This window comes from Pseudomonas sp. Irchel s3a12 (genome assembly GCF_900187485.1).
GTDB classification, from domain to species: Bacteria; Pseudomonadota; Gammaproteobacteria; order Pseudomonadales; family Pseudomonadaceae; genus Aquipseudomonas; species Aquipseudomonas neuropathica.
In genome coordinates, this window is record NZ_FYDN01000001.1 from 527,148 (window position 1) to 552,234 (window position 25,087).

Sequence of the window (25,087 nt, forward strand, 5' to 3'; positions counted from 1 at the left end):
ATCAGCACTGAGGAGATCCCCATGAACGCAGCCGTAGACGTTCTGCAATCAACCCATCAGCACATCAACCGCGACCGCTTATGGGCGTCGCTCATGGAGCTGGCCAAGCTCGGCGCCACGGTCAAGGGCGGTGTCTGTCGCCTGGCCCTGACCGATCTCGACCGCCAGGCCCGCGACCTCTTCGTGCAATGGTGCAAGGACGCCGGATGCAGCGTCACGGTCGATGCCGTCGGCAACATCTTCGCCCGTCGCCCCGGGCGTAATCCGAATCTGCCACCGGTGATGACCGGCAGTCACATCGACACCCAACCCACCGGCGGCAAGTTCGACGGATGCTTCGGCGTGCTTGCCGGCGTCGAAGTCCTGCGCACGCTCAACGACCTCGGCGTCGAAACCGAAGCGCCGCTGGAAGTGGTGGTCTGGACCAACGAAGAAGGCTCACGCTTCGCCCCATGCATGATGGGCTCCGGTGTGTTCGCCGAGAAATTCACCCTCGAAGAAACCCTCGCCAAAGTCGATGCCGACGGCGTCACCGTTGGCGAAGCGCTCAACGCGATCGGCTACGCTGGCCCGCGCAAGGTCAGCGGGCATAAGGTCGGCGCCTATTTCGAGGCGCACATCGAGCAAGGCCCGATCCTCGAAGACGAACAGAAAACCATCGGCGTGGTGCTCGGTGCTCTGGGGCAGAAGTGGTTCGACCTCAAACTTCGCGGCGTCGAAGCGCATGCCGGCCCGACGCCGATGCACCTGCGCAAAGATGCACTGGTCGGCGCTTCGGTGATCGTCGGCGCCGTCAACCGCGCCGCCCTCGGCCACCAGCCGCATGCCTGCGGCACCGTCGGCTGCCTGCAAGCCTATCCCGGTTCGCGCAACGTCATTCCTGGCGAAGTGCGCATGACCCTCGACTTCCGTCATCTGGAACCGGCGCGTCTGGACTCGATGATCGCTGAAGTAAAGCAAGTCATCAACGCCACCTGCGAAGAACACGGCCTGACTTATGAACTGACCCCGACCGCGGACTTCCCGCCGCTGTACTTCGAAAAAGGCTGTGTGGAAGCGGTGCGCAGCGCAGCAAAAGGGCTTGGCTTGTCGAATATGGACATCGTCAGCGGCGCCGGGCATGACGCGATTTTTCTCGCCGAACTCGGCCCGGCCGGGATGATCTTCGTGCCGTGCGAAGGCGGCATCAGCCACAACGAAATCGAGAACGCCGCGCCGGATGATCTGGCGGCCGGGTGTGCGGTGTTGTTGCGGGCGATGCTGGCGGCTTCGGCGATGGTCGCGGGAGGGCAGCGGGCGGCTTGAAGATGAAAAGATCGCAGCCTTCGGCAACTCCTACAGGGAAACCATAAATCCTGTGTAGGAGCTGCCGGAGGCTGCGATCTTTTCGCTGTCACCACAACGTCATGAAAATGTGCGATTTTGCCGGCCCATGAAAATCATCACCTCCGGCGCGTCCTATCTGGACATCGACGCCTACGCCTGCTGCATCGCTTATGCAGAACTGCTCAATCTGCGAGGCATTCCCGCCCGCGCCATGAGCAGCGCACAACCCAACGCCAGCGTTTCGCACACCGTGCTCGGGTGGGCTGCTGCTTTTGACGATTGCCAGCCGACGCTGGACGATGAGTTTGTCCTGGTCGATGTCTCGGACTATCACCATTTCGACCCGTTGGTGGTGCTCGAACGGGTGGTGGAAGTCATCGATCATCATCCGGGGTACGAGCATTACTGGGCGCAGAAGCTTGGGTCTGCTGCCGATATTCGCCCGATCGGCGCGGCGGCAACTCAGGTTTTTCAGCGCTGGCAGGCGGCCGGTGTGCTGCTGCAGATCAGCGTGCAAAGTGCCGCTTTGCTGGCCACCGCGATTCTCGACAACACGCAGAATTTCACCGGGCAGATGACCACGCCAGCGGACATCGAGGCTTACGCCGACCTCGCTTCACGGGCAAAACTGCCGGCAGACTGGCCTCGGCAATATTTTCTCGAGTGCCAGGCCAACATCGAGTCGAACCTTGCCGCTGCATTGGCAGCCGACTCGAAACGGATGAAACCCGAGAGCAACCTGCCATGCTTTTTCGCGCAAATGACTGTTTGGGATGCCGACACCTTGCTGCAAAAGCACCGGCCGATGATCAATTGCTGGATGGCAGAGCAGGGCGATGACTGGCTGCTGAATGTGATCAGTATCCGCGACCGCGAAAGCTGCTTTCTGGCGCCAGCCGAGGTCAGCCAGCAAAAGCTCAATCGCTTGTTGCCACTCGACTGGCAGGGCGGATTGGCCGTGCGGGCGCCGTCAATGCTGCGCAAGGAACTGTTGAAATTGGCACTGGACGCTGCCAGTCACTGCGCGCCAAACACCATCGTCCAGTAAACCCCTTCGTCACTGCGCGCCTCACTGGCAAACCCGGCGCCGACCTGGGTAAACATCGGATTCATCAGATTGGCGCAGTGCCCAGGGCTGGCCAGCCATCCAGCCATGGCCTTGCCCGGTGAACTCTGTCCGGCAGCAATGTTTTCGCCGATCTGCCGACCGCGATAGCCGGCCGCCCGGGCGCGATCGGCAGGCAGGTCGCCGTCCGGATCGCGGTGGGCGAAGTAGTTGCCGTAAGCCATGGCTTTGCTGTGCCCCTGCGCGGCTGCGCCCAGTGCTGCGTTCCAGCTCAACGGCCGGGCGGCGGCGAAGCGCTGGCGTCCGCACATCCGTGGCCGGGCGCGCGCGGCGTTTACCTCAGCGAGCAAGGCCTTGCCGACGCTGCGGTTATCTCCGACACGGCTGTCGAGCACCGGTTGCGCCAACACCACTTGCCATTCATTACGCGAACGACTGACACCGATGTCGGCGTAGCTCGCATCCAGCAGCGCGGCGCAGTGTTCGTCTTGCAGCAGGTCGAAGGCCTCTTCGGCGTCCTCGGCCCCAATCACGCGAATACTGCGCACCGCGATGGCGGAATACCCGGACGACTTCAGCGCTTCACGCATGCCACCGGCGTAGCGATAACCGATCGGCAAGGCCAGGTTCGACTTCAGCGCCAACGGTGCCAGACGTTGCGCCGGGCGTCGATCGCAGCGCTGCGGATGGGCACGATAGTCGTTGATGGCAGCCACCAGTTGTCGCTCCGCACCGGCATGGGCGGTTTCAGCGAACAGCGGTGAAAGGATCAGCAGGCACAGCGAAACGAAGCGAGACGAACGAACGGCGTGGCGCATGAGACGGGCAGCTCTGAAGGAGGACAGCGCAAAAGTTGAGTGAACCGCAGAAAGCGGCGCGAGTAGGACTGGGCTTTTTGGACTTGGTTCAAGGGGCGGGGAGGGGGTTTATTGTGGGGCGACGACTTGCTGCATGTTTCAGGACGATTAAGCGTGGTTGGACTGGCCTCATCGCTGGCAAGCCAGCTCCCACAGGGGACGGAGCCGTACACAAAAATTGTGTTCACCGCAAAAACTGTGGGAGCTGGCTTGCCAGCGATAGCGTTCGCCCAGCCAACACAAAAAGCACAGGTGAATCCTCATTAGCGATTCAACAGATCCCCCATCCACTGCAAATACTGCGCACGGTCGGAAATCGAGTTATGCCCTGACTCCGGTACCACTCTGAGCAGCGCCACGCCTTGCGGGAAATTTTCCAGCAAGCGCTGGGTACTGGCGCGTGGAATCACCTCGTCGTCACTGGCCGCGAGCAACAACGTCGGCACGCGGATATGCGCGGCGTACTTGCCGGACTCAAATCGGTCCTTGAGCAACCACTTCACCGGCACCCACGGGTATTGCCGCGCCGCGATTTCTTCAAGGCTGTTGTAAGGCGTCACCAGAATCAAATGTTGCAGCGGCCGCTGACTGGCCAGACGCACCGCGACGCCCGATCCCAGGCTGCGGCCAATGAGCGAAACCTGCGGGTGGCTGGCGTACACCTGATCAAAAAGTGCCAAGGCATCCTCGGCAATCGCCGCTTCCGACGGTGAACCGCCGCTGCCACCGAAACCGCGGTAGTTGAGCAGATACACCGCGTAATCGGGAAACGCCTCGGCAAACTCCGGCAGATTGCGCGACACGTCCTCGGCATTGCCGCCGAAATAGATCAGCGCCCGTGGCCCGACGCGCTCGCGGGTGATCACTGAAACCCGCGCGTCCGGCATCGACAGGATCAGTTGTGAGTCGCTGCTGCTGACGGCATTGGGCTGCGGAAAATAGATCAGCGAGCGCTGAAAAAAAAACAGCGCCGCGCACAGCACCAGGTACACGGCAACGATCAATGCGACGAGTGACATCAAGGTTCGGGACATTCGGCTACTTTTAACGGTGTGTGAAGGATCGCTGTCGCAGTGTAGTTCAGCCCTGCAACCGGGCCGCTCGCACACACAACATGCAACAGATCAGCGCAACAGGGGAACCAGCATGAGCCACACTGAGGGTTACTCCCGTCGCCGATTGCTCACGCTGGCTGCCGGGGTTTCGGCGGTCTTCACCTTTGATCGGGCGCTGGCCACAACCACCACGTCCGCGACCACCGGAGGCCAAACCATGCAGACCCGTGCCATCCCGTCCAGTGCCGAGTCGCTGCCAATCGTGGGCCTGGGCACCTATCGCGGCTTTGACGTCGCGCCCGGTGACCCGGCCTATCGGCAATTGCCGGCGGTGCTCGATGAGCTGTTCAAAAAGGGCGGCACGCTGATCGACAGTTCACCGATGTATGGCCGCGCCGAACAGACTGCCGGTGAACTGCTATCGATCCACGAACCGCGTTCGCCAGCATTTCTGGCGACCAAGGTGTGGACGCGCGGGCGCAAGGAAGGCATCGCGCAGATGGAGCAGTCGTTCAGCCTGCTGCGCACCGAACGCATCGACCTGATGCAGATCCACAACCTGCTCGACTGGCAAACCCACCTGCCGACCCTACGTGAATGGAAAGCCCAGGGGCGCATCCGTTACATCGGCATCACCCATTACACACCCTCGGCCTACGACGAAGTCGAAGCGGTGCTGAAGGCCGAGCCACTGGATTTTCTGCAAATCAACTACGCCCTCGATGACCGAGGCGTGGAGAAACGTATTTTGCCTTTGTGCCGCGAACGCGGCGTCGCGGTGATCTGTAATCGGCCGTTCGGTGGCGGGGGACTGCTGGCCCGGCTCAAAGGCAAATCGCTGCCGGGCTGGGTGTCGGATGTGCAGGTCAACAGTTGGCCACAATTGGCGTTGAAGTTTCTGCTCTCGCATTCGGCGGTGACTTGCGTGATCCCGGGCACGGGCAATCCGCGCTATATGGCCGATAACGCCAAGGCCGGGTTCGGGCCGATGCTCACCGATGCGCAGCGGCATCAGTTGATTGCGCTGCTGGGTTAATCGATCTCGTAGACGGCGCTCAGCCGCGATAGCGCAACGCCTCCAGCAACAACGCAAACGCCGGCGCAGCCTGACGCCGGCTCGGGTAATACAGGTGATAACCGGCAAACGTCGGGCACCAATCCTCCAGCACTTGCCGCAAACGACCGTCGGCCAGATACGGCGCAACGATGTTTTCCGGGATGTAACTCAGGCCGAAACCGTCCAGCGCAGCGTCGAGCAACGGGTAGACACCGTTCAAGGTGATTTGCCCGGAGACCCGCACTTTCAGGCTTTCGCCATCCTTCTCGAACTCCCAGCTGTACAACCCGCCATTGGTCGGCAGACGCAGGTTGTTGCAGGCGTGGTCGGTCAGGTCGCGGGGCGTTTGCGGCTTGGCGCGTTTGGCAAAATAGGCCGGTGAACCGACCACCGCCATGCGCATGTCGGGGCCGATGCGGGTGGCGATCATGCCTTGCGCGACGTCTTCGCCCAGGCGCACGCCGGCGTCGAAACCCTGGCCGGCGATGTCGACGAAACCATAGTCGCAGCTCACCTCGACGCTGATGTCCGGGTACTGCGGCAGAAAGGATTTGAGTACCGGGCGCAGCAGCCAGTCCAGCGAATGGTCGGTGGCGTTGAGGCGGATCTTGCCCGCCGGGGTGTCACGTAGATTGCTCAGTGCCGCCAGTTCCACTTCGATCTCTTCGAAGCGCGGGCCGATGGTTTGCAACAGGTGCTCGCCAGCCTCGGTGGGCGAGACGCTGCGGGTGGTACGGGTCAGCAGACGCAGGCCCAAACGGGCTTCGAGTGCGCGGATGGTATGGCTCAACGCGGACTGCGAGACACCGAGCTTGGCCGCGGCCTTGGTGAAACTGCGCTCGCGGGCCACGGCGAGGAAGGCGAGCAGGTCGGTGGCGTTTTCTCGAAGCATTGATGAGTGTCCTGCATAAGTTTTTTCGAATTCTAGTCGATTATCTGAAGAGTTGACGCCGGTAGAGTGCTGACTTTGTTTATCCGGAGGAACCGCCATGAACCCGATTGCCGCTTCTGCATTGACCCTTTCCCTGTTAGCGGGTGAGGTGCAGGCCAATGAAACACCACGAGTGACCGTCACACCGAATGGTTCGCAACCTTCGGCCAAGGGCCCAACGGACTGGTTCACCGGCACTGTGCGGGTCGATGCGCCGTTCAAAGGCACCGAAGCAGCGCGGGTCAGTGGTGCGACGGTGACGTTTGAGCCGGGCGCGCGCACCGCGTGGCATACACATCCGTTGGGACAGACCTTGATCGTCACGGCCGGTTCCGGGTTTGTGCAGGAGTGGGGGCAGCCGGTTCGTGAGATTCGTCCAGGGGATACCGTGTGGATTGCGCCGGGGGCCAAGCATTGGCACGGTGCGGCGCCCGGCACGGCGATGACTCATATCGCGATTGCTGAAGTGCTCGATGGCAAAGTCGCGGATTGGATGGAGCAGGTGAGTGATGAGCAATATCCGCGAGCTGACTGAAAGCTGTTGGTAGCGCACTAGCACCCCATGCTGGTGCGCCACCTGATTTCCCTCACCCCAGCCCTCTCCCGGAGGGAGAGGGGGCCGACCGAGGTGTCTTGCGCCATACATCGACCTGAGAGACCGAGTCGATTATGGGTTCACAGCACTTCGACCTGAAAGTGCCGTGTCGATTACGGATTCACAGCACTCCGACCTGAAAGTGCCGTGTCGATTACGGATTCACAGCACTCCGACCTGAAAGTGCCGTGTCGATTACGGATTCACAGCACTCCGACCTGAAAGTGCCGTGTCGATTATGGATTCACAGCAAGACGTTCAGGTCGGTGCAGATCCCGAACATCCCCGGATCGGTCCCCTCTCCCTCTGGGAGAGGGCTAGGGTGAGGGGCTCTTTTCAGGCGTTTAGATCATCTCCGGCAGTGAAGAGAGGATTTTATCGAGGGTGATTGGATACTCCCGCACCCTAGCCCCCGTAGCATTGTAAATAGCATTCGCCACCGCCGCACTGACCCCGCAAATCCCCAACTCACCGACACCCTTGGCCTTCATCGGCGAAGACAGCGGATCAGTCTCATCAAGGAAAATCACCTCCTGATGCGGAATATCGGCATGCACCGGCACCTCGTACCCGGCCAGATCATGGTTGACGAAAAACCCAAGTTTCTTGTCCACCGCCAACTCTTCCATCAACGCTGCACCGACGCCCATGGTCATCGCACCAATCACCTGACTGCGCGCCGATGTCGGATTGAGAATCCGCCCTGCTGCACACACCGCGAGCATGCGTCGCACGCGTACTTCACCGGTGGCCGCGTCGACGGCGACTTCGACGAAATGCGCACCAAAGGTCGACTGCTGATATTTCTCGGCCAGATCACCGAACTCGATGCTGTCCTCGCCGACCAGTGCGCCGCCTTCAGCCGCATTGCGCAATGGCACGCTCTTGCTGCCGAAGCGCACCTGACCGTCGATGAATTTGGCCTGGTCCGCCGCCAGCCCCAGTTTGCTCGCCACTGCTTCGCGCAGTTTTACGCACGCGGCATAGACCCCGGAGGTCGAGCAGTTACCGCCGAACTGGCCGCCGGAGCCGGCCGACACGGGGAAGTTCGAGTCACCCAGCCGCACCACCACCGCGTCGAGGCCAACGCCCATCATCTCGGCGGCAGTCTGCGCGATGATCGTATAGCTGCCGGTGCCGATATCGGTCATGTCGGTTTCCACAACAATCTTGCCGTCACGCTCCAAATGAACGCGGGCGCCGGACTTGACCAGCAGGTTGTTGCGAAACGCCGCAGCCACGCCCATGCCGATCAGCCAGCGACCTTCACGACGGCTGCCCGGTTGAGCCTTGCGCTGATCCCAGCCAAATTTCTCGGCCCCGGTCTGCAGGCACTTGATCAATTGCCGCTGGGAAAACGGCCGTTCGGTCTTCACCGGATCGACCTGCGTATCGTTGAGAATGCGGAATTGCACCGGGTCCATCTTCAGTTGCTCGGCCATCTCGTCCATGGCGATTTCCAGCACCATCAACCCCGGTGCTTCACCCGGCGCACGCATGGCGTTGCCTTCGGGCAAATCGAGCGGCGCGAGGCGCATGCTCACGCGACGGTTTTCGGCGGCGTACAGCAACTGGCTCGGTTGTGCGGCGAGTTCGACCTTGCCGTCGGCAAGGTTGCCCGACCAGCCTTCGTGAGCGATGGCGGTGAGCTTGCCGTCCGCCGTGGCGCCCATGCGGATGCGCTGAATTGTCGCCGGACGGTGCGTGGTGTTGTTGGCCATCTGCGGGCGGGCGAGGGCCACCTTCACCGGTCGGCCAGCCATGCGCGCACCGAGGGCGGCAAGAATCGCGTCGGCGCGGATGAACAGCTTGCCGCCGAAACCGCCACCGATATACGGCGAGACCAAACGAACTTTTTCCTTCGGTAGGCCGAGGGTTTTCGCAATGTCGCCGACACTCCACGCGACCATCTGATTGGAGGTCCACAACGTCAGTTGATCGCCTTTCCACGCTGCCAATGTCGCGTGGGGTTCCATCATCGCGTGGGACTGGTCCGGGGTGGTGTAAGTCTGATCGAACTGCACCGGCGCGGCGGCAAAGGCCTTGTCGAAGTCACCATGATTGACGTCGGGCAACTCGTCTTTCGGCTCGACGCCCAAGTCTTTCACGCTGGCCAGATCGAATTTGCCTTCGACGGCTTCGTAATCGACCTTGACCCGTTGCGCGGCGGCGCGGGCCTGTTCGAAGGTCTCAGCGACCACCAGCGCGACGGCTTGCTGATAATGCTGCACTTCGGGACCGGCGAGCAGGTGGGCGGCGTTGTATTGACCCTTGTCGAGCTTGCCGGCATTCGCGGCGGTGACAATCGCCAGCACGCCCGGCGCGGCTTTCGCCGCGTCCAGATGAATGGCTTTGATCCGCCCTTTGGCGATGGCCGCATCGACCATGACACCGTAGGCCTGATTGGCGGCCGCTTCATGTTGCTCGTAGGCATACGTGGCCTGGCCGCAGGTTTTCAACGGCCCTTCGATGCGCTCGGTGGGTTGGCCGATGACCTTCAACTGGTCGATTGGGTTGGTGGTGGCGGGCGTGTCGAATTTCATGCTTCATCCCTCGCTTGCGCCAACACCGAGCCGAGCGTGCGCTCGACCAGGGTCAGTTTGAACTGGTTGTCGTGGGTCGGCGTGGCGCCGTCGAGCAGGCGTTCGCTGACGGCTTTGGCGCCTTTTGGCAGCAGCGCTTCGGCCGCTTCAACCCGCCACGGTTTCGGCGCGATACCGCCGACCGCAACGCGGCCGCTGCCGTCTTTTTGCAGGATCAGGCCGACCGAGACCAGCGCGAATGCGTAGGACGAACGATCACGCACCTTGTGATAAATGTGGGTGCCGCCGACGGGCGCGGGCAGTGTCACCGAGGTGATGAACTCGCCGGGCGTCAGGCTGGTTTCGATGTTCGGCGTGGTACCGGGCAACTGGTGAAAGTCGGCCATGGCGATGCTGCGGGTGCTGCCGTCGGGTTTCACCGTGTCAATCTGCGCATCGAGGGCACGCATGGCAATTGCCATGTCACTCGGGTGCGTGGCGATGCACGCGTCGCTGACGCCGATGATGCCGAGTTGCCGACTGACCCCGCCAATCGCCGCGCAACCGCTGCCGGGATTGCGTTTGTTGCAGGCTTGATGGGTGTCGTAGAAATACGGGCAGCGCGTGCGTTGCAGCAGGTTGCCGGCGGTGCTCGCCATGTTGCGCAACTGTCCGGAAGCCCCGGCGAGCAAGGCGCGCGAGAGCAGGGCGTAGTCTTTCCGCACGCGCATATCGGCCGCCAGATCGGTGTTGCGCACCAGCGCGCCGATGCGCAAGCCGCCCTCGGGCGTGGCTTCGATCTGATCCAGGCCGAGGTGGTTGACGTCGATCAGGTGCAGCGGGGTTTCGATGTCGAGTTTCATCAAGTCCAGCAGGTTGGTGCCGCCAGCGATGAAGCGTGCGCCTTCGACCTGTGCGGCTTGCGCAGCGGCAGCGGCGGGGGAGTCGGCGCGGCTGTAATTGAACGGTCTCATGCCGGTACCTCCGCGACTTCGGTAATGGCTTCTATGATGTTCGAGTAGGCACCGCAGCGGCAGATATTGCCGCTCATGCGCTCCTGAAACTCTCTGGCGATCAACTGCGGCGCCTCGGTGAGGCTCTCACTGACGTGGCTGGGGATACCGTCGCGGATTTCCTTGATCACTGACACCGCCGAGCAAATCTGCCCCGGTGTGCAATAGCCGCACTGATAGCCGTCGTGCTTGATGAATGCGGCCTGCATCGGGTGCAGATTGTCCGGCATGCCGAGGCCTTCGATGGTGGTGATCTCGCTGCCTTCGTGCATTACCGCCAGGGTCAGGCAAGAGTTGATGCGTCGACCATCGGCGATCACCGTGCAGGCGCCGCACTGGCCGTGGTCGCAGCCTTTTTTGGTGCCGCTCAGGTGCAGGTGCTCGCGCAAGGCATCGAGCAGGGTCGTGCGGGTGTCGACGTCAAGCGCACGCGGCTTGCCGTTGACGTTGATCGTCACTTTGCTCATGGCCGGTTGCTCCAGGTTGGCCGCATAGGCCTTGAGGCTGATAAACGGCGGCATCGCGAAGGCAGTGGCGGTCACGGCGCCGAGGATCAGAAATCCGCGTCGGGAAATCGTCATGGTTCGATTCCTTTTCTCTCTTCATCAGGGCAGCAGGGTCGTGAATGGCCCAAGCAGGCAGCCAGCGTCATCGCCGGTCTCGTTAAGGAGTGACTGCCGGAAAGAGGAAAAGGTTTTGTCGGATTTTCGCTATAGAGTTATGCGCACAGCTCATCAATCTTCTGCCTTACATACATCCCTGTGGGAGCGAGCCTGCTCGCGAAGAGGTCGGCCCAGCCAAAATCTTCATTGCCTGACCGGCCGCTTTCGCGAGCAGGCTCGCTCCCACATTTGAAATGTGTTCGGCCGGACTAATGCCCGCCCACCACCATCGAGGTAAATGGCGCCACATACGCCTGCAACGTCACCAGCCCGCCGACAAGAATTGCCAACACAATCGAGTGGAAGAACACATAGCGCAGAATCTCGCCTTCATGCCCGTACCAACGGGTCGCGGTGGAGGCGACCACGATCGATTGCGCATCGACCATTTTGCCCATCACCCCGCCGGAGCTGTTCGCCGCCGCCATCAGGATCGGACTGATCCCGAGCTGTTCCGACGTCACCCGCTGCAAACCACCAAACAACACGTTCGACGCGGTATCCGACCCGGTCAACGCCACTCCCAGCCAACCGAGCAACGTGCCGAACATCGGGTAGAAAATCCCCGTCGCGGCAAACGCCAGACCCATGGTCGCGTCGAGTCCCGAGTAGCGCGTGAGAAACCCCAGCGCCAGCATCGCCGCAATGGTGATCAACGAAAACCGCACCACCCACAACGTGCGCAGGTACTGCTTGATCAGTTGCGGGATGGAATAGCCCATCAGCAAACCGCCGACAATTGCTGCCAGCAGAATCCCGCTGCCGGTGGCGGTCAGCCAAGTGAATTTGTACACCGCTTCTTCCGCTTTCGGCGCGGCAACCACGGGCGGGACTTTTTCGATTTGCAGGTGCAGGCTGGTGAACGTCACCGCCGGGGCGAAAATCGGGTTAGCCTCGCGCAGCGGTTTGCCAGCGGGATCAAGCTTGGCCGACTGGGTGACCGGATCAATCGCGGGCCGGGTGTCGAACATATTCTTGAAGCCTTGAGTGCCCCAGGCAAAAACGAATACGGTGAGGATGATCCACGGCATCCACGCGCGCATCACCGCCGGGCGCGCCTGATCGCTGAACGCGGCGCTGGCAGTGATTTTTTCTTCCTCGACTTTGGAGTTGTCGACGCGCCCTGACAGCGCTGCCGAGGTGTGAATGGTCGCCGGTTTCCACACCTTCAAAAACAGCGTCAGACAGGCCATGGAAATCAGCGCGGCGATCACGTCCACCAACATTGGGCCGTGGTAGTTCGACACCAGAAATTGCGGGATCGCGAAGCTGACGCCGGCCACCAGAATCGCCGGCCAGATCTCCAGCATCTTGCGCCACCCGGCGAAGGCCCAGATCAGCCAGAACGGCACTAGCACCGAGAAAAACGGCAACTGCCGACCAACCATCATCGACAGTTCCATTTCATCCAGCCCGGTAACTTTGGCCAGCGTGATGATCGGCGTACCGAGTGCGCCGAATGCCACCGGCGCGGTGTTGGCGATCAGCGCCAGACCCGACGCGGCCAACGGCGAAAACCCCAGCCCGATCAGAATCGCCCCGGTCACCGCTACCGGCGTGCCGAACCCCGCCGCACCTTCGAAAAACGCACCGAAGCAGAACGCGATCAGCAACAACTGCAAACGGCGGTCATCGGTGATCCGCGCAAGGGAATCCTGCAGCACTTTGAACGAGCCGTTCTCGGTGGTCAGACGGTGCAGAAAGATGATGTTGAGGACGATCCAGCCGATTGGCAGCAAGCCATTCGCCGCACCGAACAACGCCGCAGAACCGGCCATGCTCGCCGGCATGCCGAAGGCAAAAATCGAAATCAGCAGGGCGGACGCCAGCGCCAGCAGCGCCGCGAGATGCGCCTTGACGTGGAAGAACGCCAGCGCCGCAAGCATCACCACCACCGGTACGGCGGCCATGAGCGTGGAGATCACCGGGTTGCCGAACGGGTCGTAAATTTGCTGCCAGACCATGGTCCACCTCTGCTTGTTGTTATTGAGGGCGCAGATCCATTGCGTGGTGCTTGGTTGCAAGGAGTATAGGTGGCGTTTCGCCGCCGCTCGGTCAGCGCGGGCTGGGCGACAAACGGTCGATAGTGGCCACTGAATCAAAGGCGTTTTGCCCGGTCGTATCTGCGGCTGCGCGCACCGCGTCCTGAAGGCGCGGGCAGCGTCGCCGATTCCGTCGTCAAGACCTTGGTTTTAGGGAAGTGTTGAATGAAGCGTGCAACAACAATACTGCTGACCGTGACCGCCGCCGTATTGCTCGGCGGCTGTGTCGCGGATTTTGATGATGACCACCGCCATGGCCGGCATTACGACCGCGATCATGGCCGCAATTACGACCACGACCGGCGCTGGGACGACCGCGATGATCGTCGCGACGGGCGTCGCTACTACCGCGATCGGGATGATGATTGACTGAGTTCTGCGCGCCCCATTAGTAGAACAGTCGCGCAGACGCGGGGGAGTGGACGCAATGATGGCAATTCAGTAGCATCGCCGTTTTTTTTCCCCTTCTCCCCCAAGGATGATCATGTCTGTGGCTTTGCTGTCGCGCCGTATACCCGTTGTTATCAGTGCAGTTCTGTCGGGCCTGCTGCTGTCGGGGTGCACCCAGTTGGGAACCTATCAGGATTCGGTCGCACCTGATGCCGCTAAGCTGCGCTTTGTCGCCAGCACCGATAACGCGTCGGTGGATTATTACGATGCAGAGCATTGCGATGGCCAGACCACCGGCTTGCTCAACAACCTGTTCATCGTCGACAGTGCGCGCCGGGTGGGCATGAGCGTGGCGCCCCCGGAAAAGGCCAAGAGCTACCTGGAAATCAAGCTGCCGCCCGACAAGGAAATGTACCTGAAGGTCAACACCCAGACCGGTTATGCCGTGTGCGGGTCGGGTTTCAGCTTCAAACCTCAGCACGATACAGAATATGAGCTGACCTTCGACCTCAAGGGCCGCCAGTGTTCGACGCTGATGCAGCGCGTGCAGCGCATCGATGGCAAGGACGTACGCACGCCGCTCCCGATGAAACGCGAGGGGCTGGCGGCCTGTGCCGGGCGCAACCCGATCTTTCCCAAGCCGCCAGTGCTGCTGCCGGATACGCCGGAGCGGACGGTCATGATCGACCGCATCGTCAATGGCAGCCTCTTCGTGGTGTTGAAGTCCGACGCGAAGACGCGCGCCGCGACGACGTTTACGCCGGAAAAACTCGATTCGCTGGTCAGCGAGCGCAAGGCGAAAATGGGCTTTGAACTGCCAGACGATTACTGGGCGCTGTACCGTCAGAATCTAGACGCCTTCAACATTGAGGGTTCCGCGATTCCCAGCGAGGCGATCACCCGTTCCAGCGACGAGTATCGCAAACGTCTGCGCAGTATCGACGACAAGCGCTTGAAAGAATGGTCTGCCGTCGATGGTACTTCCGGCAAGCGTGGCAATGCGGTGCAGGCCGACATGGAAACCGGCATGATCACGTACTACTTCCAGTCGTCCAAGGAGGTCATGGGCGAAACCGTCATACGCCATCTCGACCGTATGGCCAAAATGGATGCGCAGTACAACGTCTGCTCGCGTTACGCCGAGTGCTGGAAGCGCTGAACGGCGCAATCCTGATGTGAAAAAGCCCGCTGCGCCGATACGGCCAGTGGGCTTTTTTGTGCCTGTTGCAATTAAAAATGAGCGCTCGCCCGGACGCTGGATCGCGCAGGCACAGAGGCCTCGATGTCCAGCAAATGGGTGGCGAGAATGTCGCTCAGAAAACGGAACTGATCGTTGATGCCGACCACTTCATTGTTGAAATGATTCGTGGCGGCGGGCATCAGCAGATCTTCGAAATCTTCGTTGAACACCAGCGCTTGAGCCTTATGCGACACGGCGTGCTGGTCGTAATAGTTGCTGCCGAACACCGGGAAACTCACGGAGAGTGTGACGTGGGTGTGAATCATGTTGTGAACTCCTCGTTGTGTTTCGGATGGGTCAATCGTGCCTTTGATGGGCGGTGGGCGGAAGGCAATCGTGGCGATGGTGAATATCGATGGCAGTGATGGTTAGAGTTTTTGGGGTGTTGCTGATGGCCTTATCGCTGGCAAGCCAGCTCCCACAGGTTCTGAGGCGATCACAAAATCTGCGGCTGCTGGAAATCCTTGTGGGAGCTGGCTTGCCAGCGATGAGGCCGGTACATCCAACATCAGGCTCAATTGACACACCTATACTCAAATCTGCATCCCACTCATCTCAAGGACACCGCCACCGTGAACTCGCGTGCGCTGCTCGTCGCCGCACTGTTGTTGCTGGCCGGCTGCGCCACTTCGGCGCGGGCGCCGGTGTCAGCGCCGCAAGCCGTGTTTGTCTCGCCGGCCACCTGGCAGCAGATCGACCGGGAAATTGTCAGCGCTTCGCAGCAGTCCACCGAGCAAGTTAAAGTCTTTGCCCGCGGTTCGATGGAACATTGGCGCACTCGCGTCTATCAGCAAACTGAAGAAAATTTCATTCCGTGGTTCAGCAGCTACTGGACCCAGGAATGGCTGTCGATGAAAGTCAGTTGGTACACGATCAATGCCGGCGGTGAGCAAGATGCATCAGCCAAGCGGCTGGCGGCGTATCTGCTTGAGCAATATCAGGAAAGAGTGCTGGCGCCGGTGGCGGTGGAGATCGATCCGGATGCAATTCTGGGGCAGGCGACGGCGTTCTATGCGCAGTTGATGGCGCAGCAGATGCCGCTCATCGCCCAGCGTCATGGTGTGCCTGTCGCTCAGCTCAACGGGCGTTTGCAGAAAATCCCCGCCATTGCACTGGGCCCGCCGCCAGCGCGCGATGCTTCGTTGTTTCAAGTGATCAGCACGGAACCGTTGAACACCTTGCCGGCCTATGCCGCGTTGATCGACAAGATCCACACTGACGGCGGCGCCAAGGGCATTGCCTCGACCGATGCTGGCATGGCCCCGGTGGCCAAGCGCGCCAGTCAGCGGATGGAAGCGGAAATGGCCCCGCGCGGGGCCGCCAGTGCTGTAGCGGCCGCGGCGGGGAAACTGGCTGGAGGGCTGATCTCGGTCGGTGTCGCCGGCATTCGCGCCATCCTCCAGGCCAATGACCGACCCGACAGCGAAGCGCTGATTCGCACCAGTCTGGGCAGCACCTTCGACAAAGCCTGGCTGAAACTGGTGCAGAGCCCGACGACTGGCGTTATGGCCGGCACGTTGCACCTGGCCGGGCAGGTCGAGCGCAATCTGGATAGGGTTGATGAACCGTCGGTCGGCTTGGGGGGGAATCGTGTCGAATGGCAGCCGCCGCAATCGACCAATCAGCAGATCGAACCCAACGTGCAAGGAGAGTGATCATGGCTTACATCGATATTTTCGTAGCGCCGGTGCCGACTGCCAATCGTGAGCAGTACAAAAAGCACTGCGCAATCGCGGCGAAACTGTTCAAAGAATACGGTGCACAGGATGTGATGCAGTGCTGGGGCGATGACGTGCCGGAGGGCAAAGTCACCTCATTCCCGATGGCGGTCAAACTCAAGGAGGGCGAGACGGTTTCATCCGGCTGGCTGATCTGGCCCGACAAGGCCACTCGGGACGCCGGCATGGGCAAAATTATGGAAGATCCGCGCATGCAACCGGACGTCAATCCAATGGGGTTTGATGGCCAGCGGATGATCTTTGGTGGCTTTAAAAATATCCTCGAACCCTGAAACCAGCGTAAATCTTTTGTACGAGTGAGCCTGCTCGCGATCGCGGTGGGTCTGTCAATGAAGCATTGAATGTGCGAACGCCATCGCGAGCAGGCTCACTCCTACAGGTATTGTGTTCACTCCGAGGGAGTGATTCTGCAGCTTTTACGGTTGCGGATCTGCTCGTCCGTCGGGCGTTCACGGACGAATTCGAAGCGCGGCTCGCCCTCGCTGTAATGCACCAGCCAGCCCCATTCCAGTTCGCTTTCATCCTGCCCAGGATTGGGCGGCCGGGCCCACCACGGTTCTTTGCTGAGGATCTCGCGCATGGCGGCCTCCGGTTGATGGCAATCCTTGAACTATAGCTTCCTGTCACGAGTCGTCAGATCAGGCTGTGTAGAATCCGGCGGATCACTTTGAACAGGGGAGCAGGGCCATGACCGAAGAAGCGAAGCGACTGTTTTTCGCCCTCGATTGCCCGGCGGTGCAACGCAAGGCAATTGCTCATTGGCGCGGGGAGTTGGGTTTGCGAACCGGTAAGCCGGTGCCGGCGGACAATTTCCACCTTACGCTGCTGTTTCTCGGCGCCGTGCCCTTGGCGCAGATCAACGAAGTCTGCGAGGCCGCCGGACAAGTGCGTACGCCGGGAGAAGCCTTGAGAATTCCGCTTGATCGACTGCAGGTCTGGCATCGCGCCGGGGTGTTGTCGCTCGCCCCCGAGCAGGCCCCGCAGGCGCTGCTGCGGCTGGTCTACGCATTGGAGCAGGCGATGTTGCCTTTTGGTTTTGAAGAGACGCCCCGAGAGTTTCGTCCGCATCTGACCCTCGCCCGAGACTACCGTGCGCCAGAGCCGGAATCCGCCACGCCGCCGGAGTTTTTCTTGCGTGCCGAACGCTTTGCCTTGTTCGAATCGCACAAGGGTCGCTATCGCATCCTGCAGGATTGGCCGCTGATTTGAGCGCACAAAAAAAGGCGCCCGAGGGCGCCTGAAATTCACCTTGACCGAGGAAGCCAGGTGAGGCCGTTCATTGCAGGGTGCAGCGGTGGTAAGGCGCTGCGTGAACGGGAAATTTTTACACTGATCGTTCCCACGCTCTGCGTGGGAATGCCTCTTGTGACGCTCCGCGTCACGCTTTGGGACGCAGAGCGTCCCGGACTGCGTTCCCACGCGGAGCGTGGGAACGATCATCGGCTCACTTACCGAGTTTCACCCGGGTCCAGCCACGGGTCATGATCCGCTGGGTGGCAATCGGCTGATCCGGCACCGCATACAGCGTCGCCATCACCGCTTGCGACGGGTACGAACCCGGGTCGTTGCGGATCGCTTCATCCACCAATGGCGTCGCCGCCGCATTGGCGTTGCTGTAGCCGTTGCTGTTGGTGATCTCGGCGATGATCTCCGGGCGCATCAGGAAGTCCATGAACAGGTAGGCGTTCTCGACGTTCGCCGCATCGCGGGGGATCGCGACCATGTCGTAGAAGCTGCCGGCGCCTTCTTTGGGAATGCTGTAGTCGATCACCACGTTGTTGCCCGATTCCACCGCGCGAGCCTTGGCCTGCAGCACATCACCGGAGTAACCGACCGCGACGCAGATGTTGCCGTTGGCCAGATCCGAGATGTATTTCGAGGAGTGGAAGTACGCCACGTTCGGGCGGATCTTCATGAACAGCGCCTCGGCTTCCTTGATGTGCGCGGTATCCTTGTCGTTCACCGGGTAGCCCAGGTAGTGCAGGGCGGCCGGGATCATTTCGGTCGGCGAATCGAGGAAACTGATGCCGCAGGCTTTGAGTTTTTCAGCGTTTTCCGGTTTGAACAACAAATCCCATGAATTGGTCGGGGCGTTGGCGCCGAGCACTTCCTTGACCTTGGCCGGGTTGAAGCCGATGCCGATCGAGCCCCACATATAAGGGAACGCGTGGGCGTTGTCCGGATCACTGGCGGCGGCGTTTTTCAGCAGCACCGGGTTGAGATTCTTCCAGTTCGGCAGCTTCGATTTGTCCAGCGTCTGATAGACGCCGGCCTTGATCTGCTTGGCCAGGAAACTGTTCGACGGCACGACCAGGTCGTAGCCGGATTTGCCCGCCAGCAAACGCGCCTCGAGGGTTTCGTTGCTGTCGAAGACGTCGTAGGTCACGCGGATGCCGGTCTCGTCCTCGAACTTCTTGACGGTGTCCGGCGCGATGTAATCAGACCAGTTGTAAACACGCAGCACCTTGTCGTTGGCCTGGGCGCCCATGACGATTGCGCCCATTAAGGACAGTGTCAGCAGAGTCCTGCCAAACATTTTCATCGGTACAACTCCATTCTTTTTATTCACGTTACGCAAAGCCCCCTCACCCTAACCCTCTCCCAGGGGGAGAGGGGACTGACCGAGGGGCTGACTACATTTGTGTAGGAGCTGTCGAGTGAAACGAGGCTGCGATCTTTTGATCTTTCACATCAAGATCAGAAGATCGCAGCGTGCCGCAGCTCCTACAGGGTTATGCGGTGACGGCTTGTTGCGGTTGCTGCCACGACTCATTCGCCGTCTGATCCATCGCTTCCTGAATTGCCCGCTTGCGGTTGGCTTCTGCCTTGCGGCCGAAGTACCAGACCAGGAAGGTCACCAGCGACACCGCCAGCAGAATCAGGCTGGCCACGGCGTTGATCTCAGGCTTCACGCCCAGACGCACCGCCGAGAACACTTCCATCGGCAACGTGGTCGAACCCGGGCCGGAAACGAAGCTCGCCAACACCAGGTCATCCAGCGACAAGGCGAACGACATCATGCCGCCCGCCGCCAGCGACGGCGCGATCATTGGAATGGTGATCAGGAAAAACACCTTGAACGGTTTCGCGCCGAGATCCATCGCCGCTTCTTCGATCGACAGATCCAGTTCCCGCAAGCGCGCGGAGACTACCACCGCGACATAAGCGGCACAAAACGTGGTGTGGGCGATCCAGATCGTGACGATGCCACGCTCCTGCGGCCAGCCGATCAACTGCGCCATGGCCACGAACAGCAGCAACAGCGACAGACCGGTGATCACTTCAGGCATCACCAACGGCGCGGTGACCAGACCACCGAACAGCGTGCGACCCTTGAAGCGCGTGACGCGGGTCAGCACGAAAGCGGCCAGGGTGCCCAGCGCCACGGCAGCAATCGCGGTGTAGCAGGCGATTTCCAGCGAGCGCACCACCGAGCCCATCAGTTGCGTGTTGTCGAGCAGGCCGACGTACCACTTCACCGACCAGCCGCCCCATACCGTCACCAGTTTCGAGGCGTTGAACGAGTAGATCACCAGAATCAGCATCGGCAGATAAATGAACATCAGGCCGAAGATCAGCATGAACTTGGAAAAACCGAAGCGTTTCATCCCCGTGCCTCCATCTCTTTGGCCTGGCTGCGGTTGAACAGCAGAATCGGCACAATCAGGATCAACAGCATCACCACCGCCAGCGCAGACGCCACCGGCCAGTCGCGGTTATTGAAGAACTCTTGCCACAGCACGCGACCGATCATCAGGGTCTCCGGGCCACCCAACAGTTCGGGAATCACGAACTCACCGACCACCGGAATGAACACCAGCATGCAGCCTGCAATAATCCCGTTCTTGGCCAGCGGCACGGTGATTTTCCAGAAGTTGTTGAAGTTGCTCGAACCCAGGTCCTGCGCGGCTTCCAGCAAGCTGCCGTCGTGCTTCACCAGGTTGGCGTACAGCGGCAACACCATGAACGGCAGGTAGGCGTAGACCACGCCGATATACACGGCCGTGTTGGTGTTGAGGATCTCGATCGGGTGGTCGGTGAGCCCCGTCCACATCAGAAACCCGTTGAGCAAACCGTTGTTGCTGAGGATGCCCATCCATGCGTAAACGCGGATCAGGATCGCGGTCCAGGTCGGCATCATGATCAACAGCAGCAGGACGTTTTGCGTTTCCTTGCCGGTCTTGGTGATCGCGTAGGCCATCGGGAAACCGATCAGCAGACACATCAGCGTGCTCAGCGCTGCGACTTTCAGCGAGCCGAGATAGGCCGACAGGTACAGCTCGTCTTCGCCGAGCATGGTGTAGTTGCCGATGTTGAGCATCAGCTGGAATTTCTGTTCGGCGTAGGTGTAGATCTCCGAGTACGGCGGGATCGACAGCGCGGCTTCCGAGAAACTGATCTTCATCACCAGGAAGAACGGCAACATGAAGAACAGGAACAGCCAGATGAACGGAATGCCGATCACCAGTTTTCGCCCGCTGGGCACCAGGCGCAGGAATTGCTGATTGAAGGTTTTCATGAGCGCAGTACCACGCCGCTGTCGTCTTCCCACCAGACGTAGACCTTGTCGTCCCAGGTCGGGCGCGCGCCACGGCGTTCGGCGTTGGCCATGAACGACTGGACGATTTTGCCGCCGGGCAATTCGACGTAGAACACCGAGTGACCGCCGAGGTAGGCGATGTCATGCACCTTGCCTTCGGACCAGTTGTAGCGGAACTCGGGTTGGGTGGTGCTGACGAGCATTTTTTCCGGACGGATCGCGTAGGTGACCGACTTGTCCTGCACCGAGGTGCTGACGCCGTGACCGACGTAGATCTTCTGCTGCAAGTCCGGGCTGTGGATGATCGCGTGACCTTCAAGGTCTTCCACCACGGTGCCATCGAAGGCGTTCACGTTGCCGATGAATTCGCAGACCATGCGGCTGACCGGGGCTTCGTAGATGTCGACGGGGCTGCCGATTTGCGCGATCCAGCCCAGGTGCATGATCGCGATGCGCTCAGCCATGGTCATGGCCTCTTCCTGGTCGTGGGTCACCATCACGCAGGTCACGCCGACGCGTTCGATGATCTGCACCAGTTCCAGTTGCATCTGCGAACGCAGCTTTTTGTCCAGCGCACCCATTGGCTCGTCGAGCAGCAACAGCTTCGGACGCTTGGCCAGCGAGCGGGCGAGGGCGACGCGCTGACGCTGCCCGCCGGACAACTGGTGCGGACGGCGTTTGGCGTATTGAGTCATATGCACCAGACGCAGCATTTCATCGACACGGGCATCGATTTCACTGGCCGGCAAACGGTCCTGCTTGAGGCCGAAGGCGATGTTCTGCGCGACGGTCATGTGTGGGAACAGCGCGTAGGACTGGAACATCATGTTGATCGGCCGCTCGTACGGCGGCATGTCAGTGATGTCCACGCCGTCGAGCAGAATCCGCCCTTCGGTCGGCCGCTCGAAACCGGCGAGCATGCGCAGCAGGGTCGATTTGCCCGAACCGGAGCCGCCGAGCAGGGCGAAGATTTCGCCCTGATGGATCTCCAGGGACACATCGTCCACTGCCACGGTTTCGTCGAACTTCTTGGTGACACGATCGACTTTCACCAGCACCTTTTTCGGTTGCTGATGACCTTCAAGTGCCTTCCTGTAAGTGCTGGAGGCGTTTGCCATGTGAAACTCCCAACAGGTTTCGTTCGCCGGGCCAATGTGGCCGGGCTTAAGTGGATTGCAAGCCAGGAACAACCATCCCCCTCACACATATCCCTGTAGGAGCAGCCTTCGGCAGCTCCTACAGGGGCCACATTTTCAGTGGGTTGTCCTGGCTTGTTCGGCGCCGCCGTCCTGGCTGCCTGGGTCGTACTTGTTGTTATTACGGGTGTTGTTGTTCACGAATGACGGATGCGCAAAGGCACACCCGACGTCCGTGGGGGCAGTAAATCGTTGTGACCTTTGGGGTGTGTCAGCGCTGGTTGCGCCGCGCCGCCCGTTGCCGACAAGCCGCGCCGAATGCCTGGAAAATCTTCAGGTAGTTCGGGTTATCGAGCACTTGCCATTCCGGGTGCCATTGCACGCCGAGGGCGAAGGTCGGGCTGTGCTCGACCGAGATCGCCTCGATCAAGCCGTCCGGCGCCACCGCTTCGGCACGCAAGCCGGGAGCGAGGCGATCAATGCCCTGGCTGTGAATCGAGTTGACCTGGAACTCGCCGGGCAATCCCAGCGCCTCGAACACGCCGCCAGCAAGCACGGTCACCGCGTGAGCCGGCGCGTATTGCACGGCCACATCAGGGCTGTCGGCTTCACGGTGATCAAGCATGCCTGGCAGCTCATGCACCTTCTGATGCAGGCTACCGCCGAACGCCACGTTCATTTCCTGGAAGCCCCGGCAAATGCCGAGCACCGGAACGCCCGCCGCGATGGCTGCACGTAATAAAGGAAGGGTGGTGGCATCCCGCGCCGGATCATGATCCGTGCCGGGTTCGCTGGCCGGGCCTTGATAGTGGAAGGGCTCCACGTTCGAGGGCGAGCCGGTCAGCAGCAGACCGTCGAGTTGACCGAGCAGGTCTTCGATTTCAGTCAGCTTGCCAAGGGAAGGAATGACCACTGGCAGCCCGTTAGCGCCAACGCTGACAGCACGTACGTACTTGTCGCCGCTGACGTGATAGGGGTGCAGGCCAATCTGTTTGACGCAGGCAGTAACGCCGATCAATGGCTTGAATGCCATTTTTATTCACCTCGAAGTTTGACACTTGAACGAGCTTTTCCGGAGCTTAGCCTCGTTGATTTTAATTAACAACTGCCATGTAAAAAATTCTAAACGCCGTTCATCAAATCTTCATGATTCTCGGGGCTGTGGCGCCTGTATTGGCACGCAGGTGTTAAAAAAAGCCCGAAAAATAAACCCTGAACGGCCATCTGTTCGCTATTGACTTCACTTTGCCGTTCGGGTTGACTGGCTCGGCGAAACAGCAGTGAACATAATAATTAACAGCTAAATAGGTGCATCATGTCGGTCCCTCTGCGTACCGTTCAACTCAACGAAGCAAACGCATTCCTTAAGAAATATCCTGAGGTTTTGTACGTCGACCTTCTGATTGCGGATATGAACGGTGTGGTGCGCGGCAAGCGTATCGAACGCACCAGTCTTCATAAGGTTTACGAGAAAGGCATCAACCTGCCGGCCTCGCTTTTCGCGCTCGACATCAACGGCTCCACGGTGGAAAGCACCGGTCTGGGTCTGGATATCGGCGACGCTGACCGCATCTGCTACCCGATCCCCGGCACCCTGAGTATCGAGCCGTGGCAGAAGCGCCCAACCGCACAACTTCTAATGACCATGCACGAGATCGAAGGCCAGCCGTTCTTCGCCGACCCGCGTGAAGTGCTGGCCAACGTCGTGCGCAAATTCGACGACCTCGGCCTGACCATCTGCGCGGCATTCGAACTCGAGTTCTATCTGATCGACCAGGACAACGTGAACGGTCGTCCGCAATCGCCACGTTCGCCGGTGTCCGGCAAGCGTCCGGTGTCGACTCAGGTGTACCTGATCGACGACCTCGACGAATACGTCGATTGCCTGCAAGACATCCTCGAAGGCGCGAAAGAGCAGGGCATCCCGGCTGACGCGATCGTCAAGGAAAGCGCCCCGGCGCAGTTCGAAGTCAACCTGCATCACGTCTCCGACCCGATCAAGGCGTGCGACTACGCCGTCCTGCTCAAGCGTCTGGTGAAGAACATCGCCTACGACCATGAGATGGACACCACCTTCATGGCCAAGCCGTATCCGGGCCAGGCGGGCAATGGTCTGCACGTGCACATTTCGATCCTGGACAAAGAGGGCAACAACATCTTTGCCAGCGAGGATCCCGAGCAGAACGCCGCGCTGCGCCACGCGATCGGCGGTGTGCTGGAGACCCTGCCTGCGCAAATGGCGTTCCTCTGCCCGAACGTCAACTCGTACCGCCGCTTCGGCGCGCAGTTCTACGTACCGAACTCGCCGAGTTGGGGTATCGATAACCGCACCGTTGCGGTTCGTGTGCCAACCGGTTCGGCCGACGCTGTGCGTATCGAGCATCGCGTCGCCGGTGCCGATGCCAACCCGTACCTGCTGATGGCGTCGGTGCTGGCCGGTATTCACCACGGTTTGACCAATCAGATCGAGCCGGGCGCCCCGGTGGAAGGCAACAGCTACGAGCAGAACGAACAGAGCCTGCCGAACAACCTGCGCGACGCACTGCGCGAACTGGACGACAGCGAAGTCATGGCCCGCTACATCGACCCGATGTACATCGACGTGTTTGTTGCGTGCAAGGAAAGTGAGCTGGCCGAGTTTGAGAACTCGATTTCTGACCTTGAGTACAACTGGTATCTGCATACGGTGTGATTGGCTGAGGCCCTCAAAAGCTGAAGAGCCCCTCACCCTAACCCTCCCGAAACGTCGGACCGCCCGGAGGGAGAGGGGACTGATTCGGGGATGCTCGGGGAATCCGCCGACCTGAACGATTTTTGCCGAATCTATATTCGACTCGGTCGTTCAGGTCGGTGTATCTCCCAAGACAACTCGGTCGGTCCCCTCTACCCCCGGGAGAGGGCTAGGGTGAGGGCAGC

The 25,087-nt window shown here is 60.5% G+C and carries 24 protein-coding genes; 10 read left to right on the top strand and 14 right to left on the bottom strand.

Annotated features, from left to right (window positions below):
- Positions 1 to 21 precede the first annotated feature (21 nt).
- Both CKW14_RS02470 and CKW14_RS02475 read left to right on the top strand, forming a co-directional pair.
- Positions 22 to 1,305 carry a Zn-dependent hydrolase gene (locus tag CKW14_RS02470; RefSeq protein ID WP_095047978.1) on the top strand — a complete coding sequence of 428 codons (1,284 nt, stop codon included), beginning with the start codon at positions 22 to 24 and terminating at the stop codon, positions 1,303 to 1,305.
- 127 nt (positions 1,306 to 1,432) lie between these two features.
- A complete protein-coding gene (locus CKW14_RS02475; RefSeq protein WP_095124551.1) occupies positions 1,433 to 2,374 on the top strand; it encodes a bifunctional oligoribonuclease/PAP phosphatase NrnA in 942 nt (313 codons plus the stop codon).
- On the opposite strand, the gene CKW14_RS02480 is transcribed toward CKW14_RS02475, so the two are convergent.
- Positions 2,344 to 3,210: a CAP domain-containing protein gene (locus tag CKW14_RS02480; protein WP_095124552.1), complete on the bottom strand. Its 867-nt coding sequence runs from the start codon at positions 3,208 to 3,210 to the stop codon at positions 2,344 to 2,346. The genes CKW14_RS02475 and CKW14_RS02480 overlap by 31 nt on opposite strands.
- A 302-nt stretch (positions 3,211 to 3,512) precedes the next feature.
- A complete protein-coding gene (locus tag CKW14_RS02485) occupies positions 3,513 to 4,283 on the bottom strand; it encodes an alpha/beta hydrolase (RefSeq protein WP_095124553.1) in 771 nt (256 codons plus the stop codon).
- A 112-nt stretch (positions 4,284 to 4,395) separates the two neighbouring features.
- On the opposite strand from CKW14_RS02485, the gene CKW14_RS02490 reads away from it, so the two are divergent.
- Entirely contained in the window at positions 4,396 to 5,340 is a 945-nt protein-coding gene (locus CKW14_RS02490; RefSeq protein ID WP_176471237.1) for an aldo/keto reductase, read from the top strand.
- A gap of 19 nt (positions 5,341 to 5,359) precedes the next feature.
- On the opposite strand, the gene CKW14_RS02495 is transcribed toward CKW14_RS02490, so the two are convergent.
- Positions 5,360 to 6,253, bottom strand: a complete 894-nt coding sequence (locus tag CKW14_RS02495) for a LysR family transcriptional regulator (protein ID WP_095047974.1) — start codon at positions 6,251 to 6,253, stop codon at positions 5,360 to 5,362.
- Between the two features lie 97 nt (positions 6,254 to 6,350).
- On the opposite strand from CKW14_RS02495, the gene CKW14_RS02500 reads away from it, so the two are divergent.
- Entirely contained in the window at positions 6,351 to 6,827 is a 477-nt protein-coding gene (locus CKW14_RS02500; protein WP_095124554.1) for a cupin domain-containing protein, read from the top strand.
- A 404-nt stretch (positions 6,828 to 7,231) separates the two neighbouring features.
- Here CKW14_RS02500 and paoC read toward each other — a convergent pair whose 3' ends face one another.
- The 4 genes from paoC to CKW14_RS02520 form a co-directional block, all read right to left on the bottom strand.
- Positions 7,232 to 9,430: an aldehyde oxidoreductase molybdenum-binding subunit PaoC gene (paoC, locus tag CKW14_RS02505; RefSeq protein WP_095124555.1), complete on the bottom strand. Its 2,199-nt coding sequence runs from the start codon at positions 9,428 to 9,430 to the stop codon at positions 7,232 to 7,234.
- Positions 9,427 to 10,383, bottom strand: coding sequence for a xanthine dehydrogenase family protein subunit M (locus tag CKW14_RS02510; RefSeq protein ID WP_095047971.1), 957 nt, complete (start codon positions 10,381 to 10,383; stop codon positions 9,427 to 9,429). Before CKW14_RS02510 ends, paoC begins: the two co-directional genes overlap by 4 nt.
- The gene (paoA, locus tag CKW14_RS02515; protein ID WP_093440843.1) at positions 10,380 to 11,003 is read right to left on the bottom strand and encodes an aldehyde dehydrogenase iron-sulfur subunit PaoA; all 624 of its coding nucleotides are present in this window, start codon (positions 11,001 to 11,003) and stop codon (positions 10,380 to 10,382) included. Before paoA ends, CKW14_RS02510 begins: the two co-directional genes overlap by 4 nt.
- 290 nt (positions 11,004 to 11,293) lie before the next feature.
- A complete protein-coding gene (locus CKW14_RS02520) occupies positions 11,294 to 13,048 on the bottom strand; it encodes an L-lactate permease (protein WP_095047969.1) in 1,755 nt (584 codons plus the stop codon).
- Positions 13,049 to 13,291: 243 nt separating this feature from the next.
- Here CKW14_RS02520 and CKW14_RS02525 point away from each other — a divergent pair, with 243 nt between their 5' ends.
- Positions 13,292 to 13,495, top strand: a complete 204-nt coding sequence (locus CKW14_RS02525) for a hypothetical protein (protein ID WP_095124556.1) — start codon at positions 13,292 to 13,294, stop codon at positions 13,493 to 13,495.
- Between the two features lie 115 nt (positions 13,496 to 13,610).
- On the top strand, positions 13,611 to 14,675 hold the full coding sequence (locus CKW14_RS02530; RefSeq protein ID WP_095124557.1) for a hypothetical protein: 1,065 nt from the start codon (positions 13,611 to 13,613) through the stop codon (positions 14,673 to 14,675).
- A 71-nt stretch (positions 14,676 to 14,746) separates the two neighbouring features.
- Here CKW14_RS02530 and CKW14_RS02535 read toward each other — a convergent pair whose 3' ends face one another.
- A complete protein-coding gene (locus CKW14_RS02535) occupies positions 14,747 to 15,022 on the bottom strand; it encodes a hypothetical protein (RefSeq protein ID WP_095047967.1) in 276 nt (91 codons plus the stop codon).
- A 306-nt stretch (positions 15,023 to 15,328) separates the two neighbouring features.
- Between CKW14_RS02535 and CKW14_RS02540 the strand changes: the two genes are divergently transcribed.
- The gene (locus tag CKW14_RS02540; protein WP_095124558.1) at positions 15,329 to 16,411 is read left to right on the top strand and encodes a hypothetical protein; all 1,083 of its coding nucleotides are present in this window, start codon (positions 15,329 to 15,331) and stop codon (positions 16,409 to 16,411) included.
- Positions 16,412 to 16,413: 2 nt separating this feature from the next.
- Entirely contained in the window at positions 16,414 to 16,767 is a 354-nt protein-coding gene (locus tag CKW14_RS02545; RefSeq protein WP_095124559.1) for a DUF1428 domain-containing protein, read from the top strand.
- Positions 16,768 to 16,883: 116 nt separating this feature from the next.
- Here the strand turns inward: CKW14_RS02545 and CKW14_RS02550 are convergent, their stop codons facing one another.
- Positions 16,884 to 17,075, bottom strand: a complete 192-nt coding sequence (locus CKW14_RS02550) for a hypothetical protein (RefSeq protein ID WP_095047965.1) — start codon at positions 17,073 to 17,075, stop codon at positions 16,884 to 16,886.
- Between the two features lie 107 nt (positions 17,076 to 17,182).
- Between CKW14_RS02550 and thpR the strand changes: the two genes are divergently transcribed.
- The gene (gene thpR / locus CKW14_RS02555; protein WP_095047964.1) at positions 17,183 to 17,704 is read left to right on the top strand and encodes an RNA 2',3'-cyclic phosphodiesterase; all 522 of its coding nucleotides are present in this window, start codon (positions 17,183 to 17,185) and stop codon (positions 17,702 to 17,704) included.
- Positions 17,705 to 17,939: 235 nt separating this feature from the next.
- Here thpR and CKW14_RS02565 read toward each other — a convergent pair whose 3' ends face one another.
- The 5 genes from CKW14_RS02565 to CKW14_RS02585 form a co-directional block, all read right to left on the bottom strand.
- A complete protein-coding gene (locus CKW14_RS02565; RefSeq protein WP_095124560.1) occupies positions 17,940 to 19,037 on the bottom strand; it encodes a polyamine ABC transporter substrate-binding protein in 1,098 nt (365 codons plus the stop codon).
- A 190-nt stretch (positions 19,038 to 19,227) separates the two neighbouring features.
- Positions 19,228 to 20,103 (bottom strand): ABC transporter permease subunit, encoded by an 876-nt coding sequence (locus CKW14_RS02570; protein WP_095124561.1) that lies wholly within the window; start codon positions 20,101 to 20,103, stop codon positions 19,228 to 19,230.
- Positions 20,100 to 20,981, bottom strand: a complete 882-nt coding sequence (locus CKW14_RS02575) for an ABC transporter permease subunit (RefSeq protein WP_371857722.1) — start codon at positions 20,979 to 20,981, stop codon at positions 20,100 to 20,102. The genes CKW14_RS02570 and CKW14_RS02575 overlap by 4 nt, the downstream gene beginning before the upstream one ends.
- 29 nt (positions 20,982 to 21,010) lie before the next feature.
- On the bottom strand, positions 21,011 to 22,153 hold the full coding sequence (locus tag CKW14_RS02580; RefSeq protein WP_007919249.1) for an ABC transporter ATP-binding protein: 1,143 nt from the start codon (positions 22,151 to 22,153) through the stop codon (positions 21,011 to 21,013).
- A 289-nt stretch (positions 22,154 to 22,442) separates the two neighbouring features.
- Complete coding sequence (locus tag CKW14_RS02585; protein ID WP_095124563.1) at positions 22,443 to 23,204, bottom strand: gamma-glutamyl-gamma-aminobutyrate hydrolase family protein; 762 nt, start codon at positions 23,202 to 23,204, stop codon at positions 22,443 to 22,445.
- A gap of 282 nt (positions 23,205 to 23,486) precedes the next feature.
- Between CKW14_RS02585 and CKW14_RS02590 the strand changes: the two genes are divergently transcribed.
- A complete protein-coding gene (locus CKW14_RS02590; RefSeq protein WP_007918694.1) occupies positions 23,487 to 24,863 on the top strand; it encodes a glutamine synthetase family protein in 1,377 nt (458 codons plus the stop codon).
- The last annotated feature ends 224 nt before the right edge of the window (positions 24,864 to 25,087 follow it).

Coding starts and splice junctions, on each gene's coding strand:
- CKW14_RS02525 (WP_095124556.1), top strand. CDS start 13,292: ATGAAGCGTGCAACAACAATACTGCTGACCGTGACCGCCGCCGTATTG.
- CKW14_RS02570 (WP_095124561.1), bottom strand. CDS start 20,103: ATGAAACGCTTCGGTTTTTCCAAGTTCATGCTGATCTTCGGCCTGATG.
- CKW14_RS02530 (WP_095124557.1), top strand. CDS start 13,611: ATGTCTGTGGCTTTGCTGTCGCGCCGTATACCCGTTGTTATCAGTGCA.
- CKW14_RS02470 (WP_095047978.1), top strand. CDS start 22: ATGAACGCAGCCGTAGACGTTCTGCAATCAACCCATCAGCACATCAAC.
- thpR (WP_095047964.1), top strand. CDS start 17,183: ATGACCGAAGAAGCGAAGCGACTGTTTTTCGCCCTCGATTGCCCGGCG.
- CKW14_RS02485 (WP_095124553.1), bottom strand. CDS start 4,283: ATGTCCCGAACCTTGATGTCACTCGTCGCATTGATCGTTGCCGTGTAC.
- CKW14_RS02545 (WP_095124559.1), top strand. CDS start 16,414: ATGGCTTACATCGATATTTTCGTAGCGCCGGTGCCGACTGCCAATCGT.
- CKW14_RS02565 (WP_095124560.1), bottom strand. CDS start 19,037: ATGAAAATGTTTGGCAGGACTCTGCTGACACTGTCCTTAATGGGCGCA.
- CKW14_RS02580 (WP_007919249.1), bottom strand. CDS start 22,153: ATGGCAAACGCCTCCAGCACTTACAGGAAGGCACTTGAAGGTCATCAG.
- CKW14_RS02475 (WP_095124551.1), top strand. CDS start 1,433: ATGAAAATCATCACCTCCGGCGCGTCCTATCTGGACATCGACGCCTAC.
- CKW14_RS02585 (WP_095124563.1), bottom strand. CDS start 23,204: ATGGCATTCAAGCCATTGATCGGCGTTACTGCCTGCGTCAAACAGATT.
- CKW14_RS02480 (WP_095124552.1), bottom strand. CDS start 3,210: ATGCGCCACGCCGTTCGTTCGTCTCGCTTCGTTTCGCTGTGCCTGCTG.
- CKW14_RS02510 (WP_095047971.1), bottom strand. CDS start 10,383: ATGAGACCGTTCAATTACAGCCGCGCCGACTCCCCCGCCGCTGCCGCT.
- CKW14_RS02550 (WP_095047965.1), bottom strand. CDS start 17,075: ATGCGCGAGATCCTCAGCAAAGAACCGTGGTGGGCCCGGCCGCCCAAT.
- CKW14_RS02590 (WP_007918694.1), top strand. CDS start 23,487: ATGTCGGTCCCTCTGCGTACCGTTCAACTCAACGAAGCAAACGCATTC.
- CKW14_RS02500 (WP_095124554.1), top strand. CDS start 6,351: ATGAACCCGATTGCCGCTTCTGCATTGACCCTTTCCCTGTTAGCGGGT.
- CKW14_RS02495 (WP_095047974.1), bottom strand. CDS start 6,253: ATGCTTCGAGAAAACGCCACCGACCTGCTCGCCTTCCTCGCCGTGGCC.
- paoC (WP_095124555.1), bottom strand. CDS start 9,430: ATGAAATTCGACACGCCCGCCACCACCAACCCAATCGACCAGTTGAAG.
- CKW14_RS02520 (WP_095047969.1), bottom strand. CDS start 13,048: ATGGTCTGGCAGCAAATTTACGACCCGTTCGGCAACCCGGTGATCTCC.
- CKW14_RS02490 (WP_176471237.1), top strand. CDS start 4,396: ATGAGCCACACTGAGGGTTACTCCCGTCGCCGATTGCTCACGCTGGCT.
- paoA (WP_093440843.1), bottom strand. CDS start 11,003: ATGACGATTTCCCGACGCGGATTTCTGATCCTCGGCGCCGTGACCGCC.
- CKW14_RS02535 (WP_095047967.1), bottom strand. CDS start 15,022: ATGATTCACACCCACGTCACACTCTCCGTGAGTTTCCCGGTGTTCGGC.